The sequence below is a fragment of the Microbacterium sp. NPDC091382 genome (assembly GCF_044757025.1).
In the GTDB taxonomy this organism is placed as follows: domain Bacteria; phylum Actinomycetota; class Actinomycetes; order Actinomycetales; family Microbacteriaceae; genus Microbacterium.
The window spans coordinates 596,828-611,649 of the sequence record NZ_JBIVUD010000002.1 but is presented as its reverse complement, the minus strand read 5'-3'; the positions used below and the strand labels follow the sequence as shown (position 1 = coordinate 611,649).

Genomic DNA, 14,822 nt, shown 5'->3' with positions numbered 1-14,822 from the left:
GCGGCATCCGCCCGCTCTAGACTTGGCGGATGACGATCACCGCCGCCACGCCCCAGGAGCGGATGCAATCGGCTCGCACGGCATCACGGTCCGTCGGGCTGTTGACGGATGCCGCCAAGGCCGGCCTTCTGCGCGGCATCGCCGATGCGATCGACGCGAACGTCGACCTCATCGTGGCGGCGAACGCCGAGGACGTCGCCCGCGGGCGTGCCGACGGGCTCACGACGGGGCTCATCGATCGCCTCACGCTCGACGACTCGCGTGTGCGTGCGCTCGCAACCGCCGTGCGTGACGTCGCCGAACTTCCTGACCCGGTCGGCATCGTGCTCGACGACCGCGTCCTCGACAACGGGCTGCACCTGCAGAAGGTCTCGGTGCCGTTCGGTGTGATCGGTTCCATCTACGAGGCCCGCCCGAACGTGACCGTCGACATCGCGGCGCTCGCGCTGCGGTCCGGGAACGCCGTCGTGCTGCGCGGCGGGAGTGCGGCGCTGTCCTCGAATGCGGCGCTCATCTCGGTCATGCGCGGGGCGCTCGCGGACGCCGGCGTGGACCCCGAAGCGATTCAGACCGTGGACGACTTCGGCCGTGACGGCGCGCGCGCCCTGATGCGAGCCCGTGGGCTCGTCGACGTCCTCGTGCCCCGCGGAAGTGCGCAGCTGATCGAGACCGTCGTCACCGAGTCCTCCGTTCCGGTGATCGAGACGGGTGCTGGCGTCGTGCACATCGTGCTGGACGCGTCCGCGCCGCTCGAATGGGCCACCGATATCGCCGTCAATGCGAAGGTCCAGCGCCCGAGCGTGTGCAACGCGGTCGAGACGCTGCTCGTGCACCGCGATGCGGCGTCCCGCCTCATTCCGCCGGTCGTCGCCGCGCTGCAGGAGCGGGGTGTCACCGTCCACGGGGACGCCGAGACCGCCTCGTTGGCCTCCGATGTCGTCCCCGCGACGGAGGACGACTGGGCGACCGAGCACATGAGCCTCGACATCTCGGTCCGGGTCGTCGACGATCTCGACGACGCGTTGGCGCACATCCGGCGGTACTCGACGCAGCACACCGAGTCGATCATCACGCAGGACGACGACGTCGCTGAGCGATTCCTCGCCGAGGTGGATGCCGCCGTCGTCATGGTCAACGCGTCCACGCGGTTCACCGACGGCGGCGAGTTCGGCTTCGGTGCGGAGGTCGGCATATCGACGCAGAAGCTCCACGCCCGAGGTCCCATGGGACTGCCCGAGCTCACCACGACCAAGTGGCTCGCGCGGGGTGCCGGGCAGATCCGCTCCTGACCGCCTAAACTGTTGATGCACCCGACCCCTCGAACGGAGCCCGAATGAACTTCGCGACGACCATCGTCCTCGCCGCAGCCGAGACCGAGCACCACGGCGGAAACGTCATGGGCACGACCTTCGGGTACGGCATCGTCGCGTTCGTGCTGTTCCTGCTGCTCGCGCTCGTGAGCCTGTCGTACCGCAACGTGGCCAACCGCCACGCGCACAAGGCCGAGGCGTACGCCGCGAAGAACCCCGTGCAGCAGGCGGGCCACGGCCACCACTGAGGCCGTGTCGATGGCAACCACGCGCGCACCGCGTATCGGTGTGATGGGCGGCACGTTCGACCCGATCCATCACGGACACCTCGTGGCGGCGAGCGAGGTCGCTCAGTCATTCGATCTCGATGAGGTCGTCTTCGTCCCGACCGGTGAGCCGTGGCAGAAGTCGGGCGTCTCCTCCGCCGAGCACCGGTATCTGATGACCGTCATCGCGACGGCATCCAATCCGATGTTCACCGTCAGCCGCGTGGACGTCGACCGCACGGGCAAGACGTACACGATCGACACCCTTCGCGACCTCAAGGCGCAGCGGCCCGACGCGGACCTCTTCTTCATCACGGGCGCCGATGCGATCGCGCAGATCCTCGGATGGCGCGACGTCGCGGAGCTCTGGGACCTCGCGCACTTCGTCGCCGTATCCCGTCCGGGACACACCCTGAGCGTCGAGGGGCTCCCCTCGGACGACGTCAGCAAGCTCGAGATCCCGGCGCTGTCGATCTCCTCCACCGACTGCCGCGCTCGCGTGCGTCGCGGACACCCCGTCTGGTACCTCGTGCCCGACGGCGTCGTCCAATACATTGCGAAGCATCACCTGTATCGGAGCAAGGCATGAGCACACCAGACCAGCCGGGCACTCCGCCGCTCACACGGCGCCAGCTGCGTGAACTGCGCAACACGGCATCCACGCCCATCATCACGCCGGAACAGGCGCAGGCGGATGCCGACGCCTCCGATGCGGCAGCGGAGGAAGCCGCCGCTGCCGCGGTGGCGCACGAGGTGGATGTCGCGCCGGAGCGGACACCCGTCGCCCTCGCAGACGATGCTGAGCTCGATCCCGACGCGCACCCGGTCAGCCGCCGTCAGGCGCGCTACCTCGCGAAGATGCGCACCGGGGCCGTGGACGTCCTCCCGCAGGAGTCCGAGACGGGTGAGTCCGAGACGGGTGAGCACGAGTCGTTCGAGGCCGATGACGTCGACGTGTCCTCCGAGCTCGTCGTCGAGGCGGAGGTTCATGAGGACGAGGCCACCCACGACGACATGTCCGTCGTCGAGGATGAGGCTGTGCACGACGGCGAACCTGCCGTCGAGGATCAGCCGGTTATCGAGGACGAGCAGGCGGATGCCGCCGAAGCGGAGCCGGCGAGGGTCGTCGCCCCGGACCTGGGGGCGCAGCTCCTCGAGGATGGCGCGGCTCCTGTGGAGCTCCCGCCGTCCTTCGATCAACTCCTGACGCGCGGGGGGAGCGGTTCCGCTTCGGCCCCGAACGCGCTCATCCTGTCGCAGACCCCCGAGACCGGGTCCTTGTCGGTCCCCATCCTCGGAACCGGCGAGCTCATCATCACCGGCAGTTACGCGCTCCCGGAGAGCTTCGGCTCGACCGGAGTGGGGCCGGGCAACTCCGACGGCAAGGACGCGGACGCCGCGCTCATCGACGGCGAGCTGCCCCCGGCATCCTCGCCGACCCCGATCGCCGCATCGTCGGCGATCAGTACCATTAAGAGTGCGGACGAGATCATCCGCCCTCCGGCGCCCGAGAAGGGCAGCCGCCTCATCATGACCCTCGCGATCTGCGCCGGCGCCCTCGGCCTGGCCCTCGCGACGGTGCTCATCCTCACCCTTGTGAACGGAAACTTCTGATGGTCGCTGCAGAGCACACGCACGAACTCGTCCAGGTGGCTGCCGCCGCCGCAGACAGCAAGGGCGGTACGGATCTCGTCGCGTTCGACGTGTCGGGCCCGCTCCCGCTGATCGACGCCTTCCTCCTCGTCACCGGCAACAGCGAGCGCAACGTCGCGGCCATTGCCGACGAGGTCGAGGACAAGATGCTCGAAGCCGGTCAGAAGCGCCTGCGCCGTGAGGGTCGCGACGAGTCGCGTTGGGTCCTCCTCGACTTCGGCGATCTGGTCGTGCACGTCTTCCACGAGGAGGAGCGCGTGTTCTATGGGCTCGAGCGACTGTGGAAGGACTGTCCGATCATCCCCGTGACGATCGCGGAGCCCGCTCCGAGCGAGTGACGTCGTCGCCTCGTGTTCTGAGCACTCCTCCACGTGTAGTAAGCTGGATGAGTTGCCGCGAGCGGCGACCAAGGGCCTGTGGCGCAGCTGGTAGCGCACCTGCATGGCATGCAGGGGGTCAGGGGTTCGAGTCCCCTCAGGTCCACAAACACCCCGGTTCGCCGGGGTTTTTGTGTTTCTGCCCGATGCTCGGCCGGCAGGATGCCACGATGGTCGGCATGACCAGGGTGACCCGATGAACGCTTCCGTGGCCTCGACGTTGCGGTATCACCACCCGATCGGGCGGCTGCGACCAGCCTGACCTAGGGCTATGGAAGCTTCTCCAAGTTCGCCACCGCAGGCAGTCCTCGGCGGGCGCCCGGCGCGCACCGGCGCAGGCTCGGTCAGAGTTCGTCGGTCGAGTCCGGGGCCCCTTCCGTGACCTCCTCGTCGACGGTGAGATCTCCGTCCTCGGGCGCGTGGAACCGGTCGTCGGGCGCCACGTCGTCCGCCTGGTCGGGGGCTCCCTCCGGCGCAGGGGGCAGGCCCTCCTGTTCTCCGCCGACGAAGCGAGCGAGCTCAGGGGAAGGGGAGGTGCTATCAGCAGTCACGATCATCCTTTCGACTCCGCCAGTCTCGCGAGGATCTCGTCGGAGATCGAGGGGTTGACGGCGGTATCCGTCCGGGCCGCGTGGCCTCTGCCGCGGGGAGGGAACCGTGAGTAGCCTGTGGCTGGCTCCCCGTCGGGGATGCGGAACGGAGAAACGATGAAGTTCTTCCAGAGACTCGGCCGGTCGCTCATGCTCCCCGTCGCCGTCCTCCCGGTGGCGGCCATCCTCTCGGGCATCGGCTACTGGATCAAGAATGCGAACGGCGGATCCGACAACGTTGGGTCGGCTTTCCTCAGCGCCGCCGGCGGTGCTCTCCTCGACAACCTCGCACTTCTGTTCGCCGTCGGCGTCTCGATCGGGATGGCGAAGAAGTCCGACGGGACATCTGCCTTGGCCGGTCTGGTGTCGTGGCTCACACTCACGACGATGCTCAGCCCGACGACCATGGCTGCGCTCACCGGGGTCGCCGTCGACGACGTCGATGCGGCATTCACAAAGGTGCAGAACGTCTTCGTCGGCATCATCTGCGGTCTGATCGGCGCGTGGTGCTACAACCGTTTCAAAGACACCAAGCTGCCCGACGCGCTGTCGTTCTTCTCGGGAAAGCGCTCCGTCGCGATCGTGACCGCGGGGCTCTCCCTCGTCGTCGCTCTCGTGCTGATGTTCGTCTGGCCGTTCGTTTACGGCGGCCTGGTGGGCTTCGGGGAATGGATCGTCACCCTGGGCCCGGTCGGTGCGGGCCTCTATGGTTTCTTCAACCGCCTGTTGATCCCTCTCGGTCTCCACCACGCGCTCAACTCGGTCTTCTGGTTCGACGTCGCGGGCATCAACGATCTCAACAACTTCCTCCAGGGCTCCGCCGGGGACGGCGTCTACGGTGTGACCGGTCAGTACATGACCGGCTTCTTCCCCGTCATGATGTTCGGTCTGCCCGGTGCCGCGCTCGCGATGTATGTGACCGCCAAGACGACGCGGCGGAAGGTGGCCGCCGGCATCCTGCTCTCCGGTGCCATCTCGTCGTTCTTCGTGGGCGTCACGGAGCCGCTGGAGTTCTCGTTCATGTTCCTGGCGCCGTGGCTGTACCTCATCCACGCCGTCTTCATGGGCATCTCGCTTTTCGTTTCCGCGATCCTCCCGGTGCGGATGGGCTTCGGCTTCTCGGGCGGGTTCATCGATCTCGTGCTCGGCTGGGCGAATCCGTTGGCAGAGAATCCGTGGATCATCCTCATCATGGGGCCGATCTGGTTCGTCATCTACTTCCTCGTCTTCCGGTGGGTCATCCGCCGCTTCGATCTGAAGACGCCCGGACGGGAGGACGACGACGTGCTCGACGATGAGGACGAATCGGATGCCGCACCTCGCGGGGACTTCCGCGTCACCGCCGAGCGGTTCGTCGCCGCCCTGGGCGGCCGCGAGAACATCGTCGAGCTCGACAATTGCGCCACCCGCCTGCGCATGGAGATCGCCGACGTCGACAGTGTCGACGAGCGTGCGTTGAAGCGAGCCGGTGCAGCCGGCACCATCAAGCCGGGCGGAAACTCGGTGCAGGTCGTCTACGGCTTGAACGTCCAATTCGTGAGGGACGCGATGGAGGACGTCATCGCGGGGCGCGGGAGCTCCGCCGGTCAGCGGACACGTTCGGGCGCTGTCGCGGCCCCGCCGACGGAAGCACTTGCAGTGGTTCGTCTCACGAGGCCCGTCGCCGGTCGGGTAATTCCCCTCTCCGACGTCCCCGACGAGATGTTCTCGGCAGGGACGATGGGGCCCGGCGTCGCCATTGATCCCGCGGGTGATGTCGTGACGGCGCCTGCTAATGGTGTCGTGGAGAGCATCTTCCCGACCGGGCACGCCGTCGGCCTGCGCCTCGACGATGGGACGGAGCTGCTCATCCACATCGGCATCGACACCGTGGATATGAAGGGTGATGGATTCCAGATCCTCGTGTCGGCCGGGCAGCGGGTGAGGACGGGAGATCGTCTGGTCCGTTTCGACCGCTCGAAGATCGTCGCGGCGGGTCATTCACCCGTCACACCCGTGATCGTCTTGAACAACCCGGACGCGCGAGTCGATCTCACGTGAGAGTCGGGCTCAGCCGATCGTCGCGAGCAGCGCCGCGCGGATCGGCTGAGCCCGCTCGGTGAAAGCGCGCTGCGCAGCGACGTAGTGGGCCTTTCCCGCGGGCGTCTCGATCGCGACGGGGGAGTAGCCCCAGTCGCTGAGGTCGTACGGCGAGGCCCGCATGTCGAGTTCGCGGATGTCGCGGGCGAGGATGAAGGCGTCGAGGAGGAGCTCGCCCGGTACGAGCGGGCCGAGCTTCACCGCCCACTTGTACAGGTCCATGCCGGCGTGCAGGCACCCCGGCTGCTCGGTCTGCGCCTGCGTCTCGCGCGTGGGGGAGAAGCGGTTGAGCGGCGTCGCCTCGGAGGTGAAGAAGCGGAACGCGTCGATGTGCGTGCAGCGCAGATCGTGCGCCTCGACGACGGCATCCGTCCCGTCCGCACCGAGTCGCAACGGCACGGGATGCCGGGTGTCGCCGTCCCGGTAGACCATGGCCCATTCGTGCAGGCCGAAGCACCCGTATGAGCCCGTCCGCCCGAGCGTGCTCGACAGGATGCCGCGGATCGCTCGGACCAAAGGCACTTTCTCCGTGAGGAACGCCTCGGCGTCGGCGATGACCGCATCGCGATCGACTCGGTACCACCGCCATGCGATGTGCGGTGCATCGGCGGCATCCGCCAGTCCGACATCGCGGCCGGGGTGCCACCGGCGCAGGAGCGACGGCTTGTACGAGTAGTAGGTGTAGAGGAAGTCGTCGACCGGGTGACTCTCGGCTCTCGCTGCGCGACGGCGGCGCCCGGCGGTCAGCGCGTCGGCCCGCTCGGCGTGCGCCTGCATCCGGTCGGTCCAATCGGACCGCGCGAGGACAGCACTCGTGAGGGCGGGCATGCGGGGGCGGGTCAGACGGGCTGGATCAGCTCGGGGGAGTCGTTGCGGACGTTGCCGACGGCGCTCGAGACGACGTGGTCGGTGAGCCCCGTGACGACCTGGGGGGCCGCGTCGACGGCGGCGTCCAGGAGGTCACCGACATTGTCGACCTCGGTGTCGAGCCAGGCATCGGCGAAGTCGGCGTCGAGGAACAGCGGCATCCGGTCGTGGATCGACCCGAGCGGCGCGACGGCGTCGCGCGTGATGATCGTGAACGACAGCACCCATTTGGTGGGATCGTCCTCGGCCTTGGCCGGGTCCTTCCACCACTCGTAGAGGCCTGCGAAGAGAAGAGGTGACCCGTCGGCGGGATGGATGAAGTAGGGCGTCTTGCCCTCGTCTGTCGTCTGCCACTCGTAGTAGCCGGTGGCAGGCACGATGGCGCGGCGCTTGATGAGGGCCTGCCGGAACATCGGCTTGTCTTCGAGCTCTTCCGACCGCGCGTTGAACGCCCGCGCACCGACCTTCACGTCCTTCGCCCACGAGGGGACCAGGCCCCAGCGCGCCGGTTCCAGCCGACGCGTGGGCGGGTCGGTCTTGGCCGAGTCGAGAACGATGCCGACCTGCGAGGTCGGTGCGACGTTGTACGACGGCGCGGGGAGATAGTCGCTCTCGACATCGACACGGAGTACACCGACGAGTTCCGAGGCGACGTTGGCAACGACGAAGCGACCGCACATGGCTGTCAGCCTAGGAGGAGGTGGGGACATCGCGGACGATGTCGACGTCGGTCAGACGCTCGAGCAGCTCCGCTCCGTCGTCGCCGGTCACCCAGGGCACGCCGGCCGCGCTGTGATCGTCCACGGCCGTCCGTCCACCGGCGAGGACTGCCTCTGCCGGGGTCAGTCGCCGGATCGCGACGGCGGCTACCTGTTCTGGATGCTCGATCGTGAACTGGGTGTAGATCTCGTCGTCGTGTTGGCCGTCGTCGCCGATGAGCAACCAATCGATGTCGGGGAACTCGGCCGCCAGGCGGCGCAGGTTCTCCCTCTTGTGCTCCTTGCCGCTGCGGAACCACCGATCGTGCGTCGGGCCCCAGTCCGTCAGGAGCATCGCCCCGAGGGGGAACAGGTGCCGTCGCTGGAACCGGACCAGGGTCGGCGCGACGTTCCAGGCGCCGGTCGAGAGGTAGAGGATGGGCGACCCGGGGTTCTCGCGAGCGAGCCGCTCGAGCAGCACCGCCATCCCGGGGACGGGCTGGCGGGCGTGCTCGTTGAGGACGAAGGAGTTCCAAGCGGCGACGAAGGGACGAGGGAGCGCGGTGACCATGACGGTGTCGTCGACGTCCGAGATGACGCCGAAACGTATGTCGTCACCCACGATGAAGACGCGGGCCTCGACAGGGTCAGCGTCCTCGACGCTCATGGTGACCGTCTGCCAGCCGGCGGAGAGCGTGGCGGGCAGGACGGCGTCGATGACGCCACCACGATCCGCCGTCACCTCATGGGTCGCTCCGTCGATCACCACGGTGACGGTGGCCTCGGCGATCGGCACCGCGGCGAAGCTGCGCCAGCCGCGCACGCCCGCGTAGTCGCCGCGTTCCCGACGCTTCGCCTTCGGGGGGATCAGCACACGGCCGAGGACGCGTACCCATTCCGTGCTGCCGTAACCGGGGAAGGCGGCGACGGTGGGACGCTGTCCCCTTGCGCGGGCGCGCTTCTCCCGCCAGGAGTGGAACCGGTACTCGAGGCGCGCCAGCCACAGCACTTTCGTGTCGGGCGAAGAGGGGGAAGCCATCGGTTCAGTCTTTCACGTCGTCGGTGCGAGCTTCCGTCGCGTCGTCGAGTTCGAGGTGGCGGGCCTCGCGGGCGCCGATGACGCGCTTCGCGACGTAGACGAGGAGGAGGAAGGCCGCGATGATCCCGACGAAGACATATCCGGCGTAGTGCAGGCTGTCGGAGAGCTCGCGGTAGCTCTCGGCCGCGGCGGCGGCGACCGAGACGTAGGCGACCGACCAGACCGTGCACGCCGGCACCGTCCACGCGAGGAACCGGCGGTACGCGAATCCGCTCATGCCGACGGTCAGCGGCACGAGCGAGTGGAGCACGGGCAGGAAGCGCGAAAGGAAGATGGCCGGGCCGCCCCGACGGCGAAGATACAGCTCGGCGCGTGCCCAGTTGCGTTCCCCGATGAGCCTGCCGACCCGCGAGAACCGGATGCGGGGGCCGAGCCAGCGGCCCAACGCGAACCCGATGCTCTCGCCGACGAGCGCACCGACGAGGACAGTGAGGACGAGCCAGGTGCCCTCGGCGAGGTTGTCGACCGCGGTGCCGGCGACGATGACGATCGTGTCGCCGGGGACGATGAGTCCGATCAGCACACTCGTCTCGAGCATCATCGCGACGCCCGCGACGATGACGCGGACCACGGGATCCACCGCCTGGACGGTGCCGAGCAGCCAGTCGAGGATCTCGTTCACGACCCCAGATTATCCGCCGTCTACCCTGAGGGAGTGTCCCGCGACCTCGCCTCCCGCGTCCTTCCCGGGTGGATCGATCCCGCTGTCGTCTTCACCGAGGTCATCGGCGACGCCGCCGACGCGTTCTGGCTCGACGCCGGGCCCGATGCGCCGGACGGCTGGAGCTGGGTGGGCACCGGCATCCCGTCTGCGGCTCCTCGCGACGTCGGGCTCAGGGGTGAGTCGGACGCCGCCGTGGGACCTTTCCGCGGCGGGTGGGTCGGCTGGTCGGGGTACGACGCCGCAGCCCGTCGTGCCGGTGCCCCCGCCGTGGAGGAGGAGGGGCCCGCAGCGGTCTGGCTGCGCGTCGATCGGATGCTGGGATTCGACCACGCCGCGAGGCGGATGATCGCTCTCGGCTCGGAGGGCGACCTCGACAGCCTCGCCGCCGCTGTCGCGAGCGCGACGGGACGGATGCCGACGCCCGGAGATCCTCCCGCGGTCGAGGTCAGCGCGCGCCACGACCCCGCGACCTACGCCGGCCTGATCGAGCAGTGCCGCGAGGAGATCCGTGAGGGGCGTGCGTATCAGCTGTGCCTCACGACGCGGTTCGAGACACCGGCATCCGTCGACCCGGTCGACACCTACCTGCGGCTGCGATCCGCGACCCCCGCGCACCACGGCGGCCTCATCCGCAGCGGCGGCTGGGCGCTCCTGAGCGCGTCGCCCGAGCAGTTCCTGTCGGTCGCGGACGGGATCGTCCGCACCCGACCCATCAAGGGCACGCGACCGCGCTCGGCCGACGCGGATCAGGACGACGCTCTCGCCGCCGCGCTGCGGGGGAGCGAGAAGGAGCAGGCCGAGAACGTCATGATCGTCGACCTCATGCGCAACGACCTGCAGCGGGTGTGCGAGCCCGGGACGGTCGCGGCGGAGCGGCTCCTCGAGGTCGAGTCCTACCCCGCGGTTCACCAACTCGTGAGCACAGTGGCGGGGCGATTGCGTCCACGGACGACCGTCGGTGAGCTGTGGGATGCCGCCTTCCCGGCCGGCAGCATGACGGGCGCACCGAAGCTGTCGGCGATGCAGATCCTCCACCGGCTGGAGGGCGCGCCGCGCGGCGTCTTCGCAGGGTGCTTCGGGTGGATCGGTTCCGACGGGGGGATCGACCTCGCCATGGTGATCCGCTCGATCGTGACCCATCCCGCCGGGGCGTACGTCGGCGCCGGCGGCGGCATCACGTGGGGGTCGGTCGCGGCCGACGAGGTCGCCGAGGTCGGGATCAAGGCCCGAGCGCCGCTCCGCGCGCTCGGCGCCGAGCTGCCGCCGGGATGGTGAAAGTCCCGGTCCGCTAGGCTGAAACGGCGCTTTCGCGCGCCCTCCCGACTTTGCACGATTGGTTCACCGTGTCCTCCAGCACCTCCTCCGACGCACCGACTCCCGAGCAGACCGGTTTCGACTCGCGCGCCATCCAGGCCAAGTGGCAGGCCCGGTGGGCGGAGTCCGACCCGTTCAAGGCCGGCGGCGACGAGGACACGCGGCCGCGCAAGTACGTGCTCGGGATGTTCCCGTACCCCTCGGGCGACCTGCACATGGGTCACGCCGAGAACTACGCCTACGTCGACGCCGTCGCGCGGTTCTGGCGTCACCGCGGCTACAACGTGCTGAACCCGATCGGCTGGGACTCCTTCGGCCTGCCCGCCGAGAACGCCGCGATCAAGGGCGGCGCAGGTTCCGATCCGCGCGAGTGGACCTACAACAACATCGACCAGCACAAGGTCAGCTTCCGCGCGTTCGGGTCGTCCTACGACTGGAGCCGCGTGCTCCACACGAGCGACCCCGAGTACTACCGCTGGAACCAGTGGCTGTTCCAGCGTTTGTTCGAGCGCGGGCTCGCGTACCGCAAGCAGAGCGCCGTCAACTGGTGCCCCAACGACCAGACCGTGCTCGCGAACGAGCAGGTCGTCGACGGTCACTGCGAGCGGTGCGGCTTCGAGGTCGTCAAGAAGAAGCTGACGCAGTGGTACTTCAAGATCACCGAGTACGCCGACCGCCTGCTCGATGACCTGAACCAGCTCGAGGGCTTCTGGCCGCACAAGGTGCTGCAGATGCAGCGCAACTGGATCGGCCGGTCCATCGGCGCCGACATCGACTTCGAGATCGAGGGTCGCGCCGAGAAGATCACCGTCTTCTCCACGCGTCCCGACACGCTCCACGGTGCGACCTTCATGGTCGTCGCGCCGGATTCCGACCTCGCGGCCGAGCTCGCCGAGGGTGCCTCGCCCGAGGTCCAGAAGCGCTTCCGCGACTACCTCGACACGGTGCAGAAGACCAGCGAGATCGAGCGTCAGACGGCCGATCGCCCCAAGACCGGTGTTTTCCTCGACCGCTTCGCGATCAACCCGATCAACGGCGAGCGTCTGCCGATCTGGGCGGCGGACTACGTCCTCGCCGACTACGGGCACGGCGCTGTCATGGCCGTCCCCGCGCACGACCAGCGCGACCTCGACTTCGCCCGCGCGTTCGACCTGCCCGTCAAGGTCGTCGTCGACACGACGGCACCGGTCACCGGCGCGATCCCGGTCATCGAGGTGGACGAGGACGGTGTGCCGGTGGGCGACGACCTCGAGTCGATCGACCCCGCCCGCACCGGCACCGCGCTGACGGGCGACGGACGCCTCATCAACTCCGGGTCGCTGAACGGCCTGTCCAAGCGCAACGCGATCGCCCGCGCGATCGAAGAGCTCACCTCGGCGGGAACCGGCCGTGCCGCGAAGACCTATCGCCTGCGCGACTGGCTGATCTCGCGTCAGCGGTTCTGGGGCACGCCGATCCCGATGATCCACACCGAGGACGGCCGCATCGTCCCCGTTCCCGACGAGCAGCTGCCCGTCGTCCTGCCCGACGCGAAGGGCCTCGACCTGAAGCCGAAGGGCACCTCGCCGCTGGGCGGCGCGACCGAGTGGATGTCGACGGTCGACCCCGAGACCGGGAAGCCGGCGCTCCGCGACGCGGACACGATGGACACGTTCGTCGACAGCTCGTGGTACTTCCTGCGCTTCCTGGCCCCGAACGGGGCGATGGAGCCGTTCCCGAGCGCCGAGGCATCCAAGTGGGCGCCGGTCGACTCGTACATCGGCGGCGTCGAGCACGCGATCCTCCACCTGCTGTACGCCCGGTTCATCACGAAGGTCCTCTTCGACATGGGCCTCGTCGACTTCACCGAGCCCTTCACGAGCCTGATCAACCAGGGCATGGTCCTGCTCGACGGCTCGAAGATGTCGAAGTCGAAGGGCAACCTCGTCGAGTTCGCGTCGAGTATGGACGACCCGGGTGCGGACGCCGTCCGAGTCGCCATCGCGTTCGCCGGGCCCGTCGAGGACGACATCAACTGGGAGGACGTCTCGACGACCGGTGCCCAGAAGTTCCTGTCGCGCGCCCTCCGCGTCGCCTCGGACGTCGCGAGTCCGTCGGACGTCGTCTGGGCTGAAGGGGACACCGCGCTCCGCCGCGTGACCCACCGCCTGTGGGCCGATGTCGTCGGTCTCGTCGAGCAGTCGAAGTTCAACGTCGTCGTCGCGCGTCTCATGGAGCTCGTCAACGCGACGCGCAAGGCGATCGATTCGGGCGCAGGCGCTGCCGACCCCGCCGTCCGCGAGGCCGCCGAGGCCGTCGCGATGATCCTCGACCTCTTCGCCCCGCACACCGCGGAGGAGATGTGGGAGATCCTCGGCTACAAGCCGTTCGTCGGCGTCGTGCCGTGGCGTCAGGCCGACCCCACGCTCCTCGTCGAGGAGTCGGTGACGGCGGTCGTGCAGGTCAACGGCAAGGTGCGCGGCACGCTCACCGTCCCGGCGAAGATCTCGGGCGACGAGCTCGAGAAGCTCGCCCTCGCCGACGAGAAGGTGCGTCGGGCCATCGGCGACAAGGAGATCACCCGCGCCGTCGTGCGGGCGCCGAAGGTCGTCAGCTTCACCGTCGCCTGACGACTCCTCCACTGGGGCGGGTGACCGACGCTCGTCCACCGTTCCCCCGCCGCCCGGTGAGTGGCGGTGCGGCGCCGCGAGGATCGTGGCATGGGTGCGCAGGCGGTGCCGAGGTCTCGACGTCGGCTGGGAATCGGGGCCGCCATCGTCCTCGTGGTCGTCGTCGCCGCGGTCACGATCGCGATTGGGATCGTCCGAACGGGTGCCGAATCGGCTGTGGAGACGGTGCCCGACGTCGTCTCCGAGACGGTCGCGCCGGCGTCGGTGTACGTCCACGTCTCGGGTCAGGTGCGAGAGCCCGGTCTGTATCGTCTCGACCAGGGTGCGCGCGTTGTGGACGCCGTCGCCGCCGCCGGGGGATTCTCTGAGAAGGCGTCTCGCGACGGCGTGAACCTTGCGCGTCCGGTGAGCGACGGTGAGCAGTTGCTGATCCCGGCCGAAGGGGCAGAGCAGACGGATGCCGGTGCTCCGGCCGCACCCCAGGGGGACGGTCGCGTGAACCTGAACACCGCCGACCTCGCTGCCCTCGACACCCTGCCCCGCGTCGGACCTTCCATCGCGCAGCGGATCCTCGATTGGCGCGAGGAGAACGGCCGGTTCCGCAGCGTCGACGATCTAATGGCCGTGCCGGGGATCGGCGAGAAGATGCTCGCGTCGCTCCGCGATCTGGTGACCGTGTGAGTGCGGATGGCACGGCGGGGTGGATGATGAGGGCGTGACCCCTTCGTACCCTGTCGTCGATCGCGCGGTGGTCGCCGCCACCGAGGGTCCGCAAGCGTGAGAGGCTGCTGCTCGCGTTGCTCATCGTCGCGGTCGTCCTGTCGGCGATCGGGGCCTTCCTCGTCGTGTGGATTCCGCAGCCGAGCCTCAACGCACTGGGAGTGAACGGACAGGCGATCGGGTGCTTCTTCGGTCTGCATGTCGCCGGCGGCGCGGCGGCAGCTCTGATCGCTTCGGTCTTGGCGGGCGGGTCTCACCCGCTCCGGGTCGCGCTCATCGCCAATCTCGTGCCGGGGGCGGTGGGCTTCGTTCCGCTCGCCTTCTTCGGGGGCGGGGGCGTCGTGGGGATGTGGATCGCGCTGATGGCTGCCGCGGGCACGCTGTCGTTCCGGTTGATCCTCAGGCGGGTCTTTCAGCGCCCGGAGCGTTGATGCGCATGCGGCCTTGAGGCGGCCACCACAGACGTAGCGCAGAAGACGGCGCGGTCGTGTGGCTTTCTCCACCAGCGGAAAACGACCGCGCGGGTTCCCTGATCATCGTCACGCGCAGCAGGCCACGTGAGCTCTCCACGACGCT

Annotated in this window: 15 protein-coding genes and 1 tRNA gene; 11 read left to right on the top strand and 5 right to left on the bottom strand. The window is 68.6% G+C overall.

All coding sequences use genetic code 11. The annotated features are described in order from the left end of the window. Positions 1-29: 29 nt before the first annotated feature. The 6 genes from ACIQLK_RS10445 to ACIQLK_RS10420 all read left to right on the top strand — a co-directional run bounded on the left by ACIQLK_RS10445 (position 30) and on the right by ACIQLK_RS10420 (position 3,712). Positions 30-1,289 carry a glutamate-5-semialdehyde dehydrogenase gene (locus ACIQLK_RS10445; protein WP_400364722.1) on the top strand — a complete coding sequence of 420 codons (1,260 nt, stop codon included), beginning with the start codon at positions 30-32 and terminating at the stop codon, positions 1,287-1,289. A gap of 44 nt (positions 1,290-1,333) precedes the next feature. After that, on the top strand, positions 1,334-1,558 hold the full coding sequence (locus tag ACIQLK_RS10440; protein WP_400364721.1) for a hypothetical protein: 225 nt from the start codon (positions 1,334-1,336) through the stop codon (positions 1,556-1,558). A 10-nt stretch (positions 1,559-1,568) separates the two neighbouring features. Beyond that, positions 1,569-2,165 (top strand): nicotinate-nucleotide adenylyltransferase, encoded by a 597-nt coding sequence (nadD, locus tag ACIQLK_RS10435; protein WP_400364719.1) that lies wholly within the window; start codon positions 1,569-1,571, stop codon positions 2,163-2,165. Then, positions 2,162-3,190, top strand: coding sequence for a hypothetical protein (locus ACIQLK_RS10430; RefSeq protein ID WP_400364717.1), 1,029 nt, complete (start codon positions 2,162-2,164; stop codon positions 3,188-3,190). Before nadD ends, ACIQLK_RS10430 begins: the two co-directional genes overlap by 4 nt. Next, positions 3,190-3,567: a ribosome silencing factor gene (gene rsfS, locus ACIQLK_RS10425; protein ID WP_400364715.1), complete on the top strand. Its 378-nt coding sequence runs from the start codon at positions 3,190-3,192 to the stop codon at positions 3,565-3,567. The genes ACIQLK_RS10430 and rsfS overlap by 1 nt, the downstream gene beginning before the upstream one ends. A 72-nt stretch (positions 3,568-3,639) precedes the next feature. Beyond that, positions 3,640-3,712: transfer RNA gene (locus tag ACIQLK_RS10420), tRNA-Ala, on the top strand. A 238-nt stretch (positions 3,713-3,950) separates the two neighbouring features. On the opposite strand, the gene ACIQLK_RS10415 is transcribed toward ACIQLK_RS10420, so the two are convergent. After that, the gene (locus tag ACIQLK_RS10415) at positions 3,951-4,157 is read right to left on the bottom strand and encodes a hypothetical protein (RefSeq protein ID WP_400364713.1); all 207 of its coding nucleotides are present in this window, start codon (positions 4,155-4,157) and stop codon (positions 3,951-3,953) included. A gap of 156 nt (positions 4,158-4,313) precedes the next feature. Between ACIQLK_RS10415 and nagE the strand changes: the two genes are divergently transcribed. Continuing rightward, positions 4,314-6,236, top strand: a complete 1,923-nt coding sequence (gene nagE / locus ACIQLK_RS10410) for an N-acetylglucosamine-specific PTS transporter subunit IIBC (RefSeq protein WP_400364711.1) — start codon at positions 4,314-4,316, stop codon at positions 6,234-6,236. Between the two features lie 9 nt (positions 6,237-6,245). On the opposite strand, the gene ACIQLK_RS10405 is transcribed toward nagE, so the two are convergent. The 4 genes from ACIQLK_RS10405 to ACIQLK_RS10390 are packed head-to-tail and all read right to left on the bottom strand — an operon-like array spanning position 6,246 to position 9,561. Further along, positions 6,246-7,103 (bottom strand): 3-methyladenine DNA glycosylase, encoded by an 858-nt coding sequence (locus ACIQLK_RS10405; protein WP_400364709.1) that lies wholly within the window; start codon positions 7,101-7,103, stop codon positions 6,246-6,248. An 11-nt stretch (positions 7,104-7,114) separates the two neighbouring features. Then, on the bottom strand, positions 7,115-7,822 hold the full coding sequence (locus ACIQLK_RS10400; RefSeq protein ID WP_400364707.1) for an SOS response-associated peptidase: 708 nt from the start codon (positions 7,820-7,822) through the stop codon (positions 7,115-7,117). A gap of 10 nt (positions 7,823-7,832) precedes the next feature. Next, positions 7,833-8,879, bottom strand: a complete 1,047-nt coding sequence (locus tag ACIQLK_RS10395; RefSeq protein ID WP_400364705.1) for an App1 family protein — start codon at positions 8,877-8,879, stop codon at positions 7,833-7,835. A gap of 4 nt (positions 8,880-8,883) precedes the next feature. Then, complete coding sequence (locus tag ACIQLK_RS10390) at positions 8,884-9,561, bottom strand: DedA family protein (RefSeq protein ID WP_400364704.1); 678 nt, start codon at positions 9,559-9,561, stop codon at positions 8,884-8,886. 33 nt (positions 9,562-9,594) lie between these two features. Here ACIQLK_RS10390 and ACIQLK_RS10385 point away from each other — a divergent pair, with 33 nt between their 5' ends. The 4 genes from ACIQLK_RS10385 to ACIQLK_RS10370 all read left to right on the top strand — a co-directional run bounded on the left by ACIQLK_RS10385 (position 9,595) and on the right by ACIQLK_RS10370 (position 14,677). Further along, entirely contained in the window at positions 9,595-10,878 is a 1,284-nt protein-coding gene (locus tag ACIQLK_RS10385; protein ID WP_400364702.1) for an anthranilate synthase component I family protein, read from the top strand. A 68-nt stretch (positions 10,879-10,946) separates the two neighbouring features. Continuing rightward, positions 10,947-13,526: a leucine--tRNA ligase gene (gene leuS, locus ACIQLK_RS10380; protein ID WP_400364701.1), complete on the top strand. Its 2,580-nt coding sequence runs from the start codon at positions 10,947-10,949 to the stop codon at positions 13,524-13,526. A 90-nt stretch (positions 13,527-13,616) separates the two neighbouring features. Continuing rightward, entirely contained in the window at positions 13,617-14,207 is a 591-nt protein-coding gene (locus ACIQLK_RS10375; RefSeq protein ID WP_400364700.1) for a ComEA family DNA-binding protein, read from the top strand. 116 nt (positions 14,208-14,323) lie between these two features. Further along, positions 14,324-14,677, top strand: coding sequence for a hypothetical protein (locus ACIQLK_RS10370; RefSeq protein WP_400364699.1), 354 nt, complete (start codon positions 14,324-14,326; stop codon positions 14,675-14,677). Positions 14,678-14,822 lie beyond the last annotated feature (145 nt).

Excerpts from the sequence above, each read along its gene's own strand:
- ACIQLK_RS10445 (WP_400364722.1), top strand. The coding sequence starts at position 30 with ATGACGATCACCGCCGCCACGCCCCAGGAGCGGATGCAATCGGCTCGC.
- ACIQLK_RS10440 (WP_400364721.1), top strand. The coding sequence starts at position 1,334 with ATGAACTTCGCGACGACCATCGTCCTCGCCGCAGCCGAGACCGAGCAC.
- nadD (WP_400364719.1), top strand. The coding sequence starts at position 1,569 with ATGGCAACCACGCGCGCACCGCGTATCGGTGTGATGGGCGGCACGTTC.
- ACIQLK_RS10430 (WP_400364717.1), top strand. The coding sequence starts at position 2,162 with ATGAGCACACCAGACCAGCCGGGCACTCCGCCGCTCACACGGCGCCAG.
- rsfS (WP_400364715.1), top strand. The coding sequence starts at position 3,190 with ATGGTCGCTGCAGAGCACACGCACGAACTCGTCCAGGTGGCTGCCGCC.
- nagE (WP_400364711.1), top strand. The coding sequence starts at position 4,314 with ATGAAGTTCTTCCAGAGACTCGGCCGGTCGCTCATGCTCCCCGTCGCC.
- ACIQLK_RS10405 (WP_400364709.1), bottom strand. The coding sequence starts at position 7,103 with ATGCCCGCCCTCACGAGTGCTGTCCTCGCGCGGTCCGATTGGACCGAC.
- ACIQLK_RS10400 (WP_400364707.1), bottom strand. The coding sequence starts at position 7,822 with ATGTGCGGTCGCTTCGTCGTTGCCAACGTCGCCTCGGAACTCGTCGGT.
- ACIQLK_RS10395 (WP_400364705.1), bottom strand. The coding sequence starts at position 8,879 with ATGGCTTCCCCCTCTTCGCCCGACACGAAAGTGCTGTGGCTGGCGCGC.
- ACIQLK_RS10375 (WP_400364700.1), top strand. The coding sequence starts at position 13,617 with ATGGGTGCGCAGGCGGTGCCGAGGTCTCGACGTCGGCTGGGAATCGGG.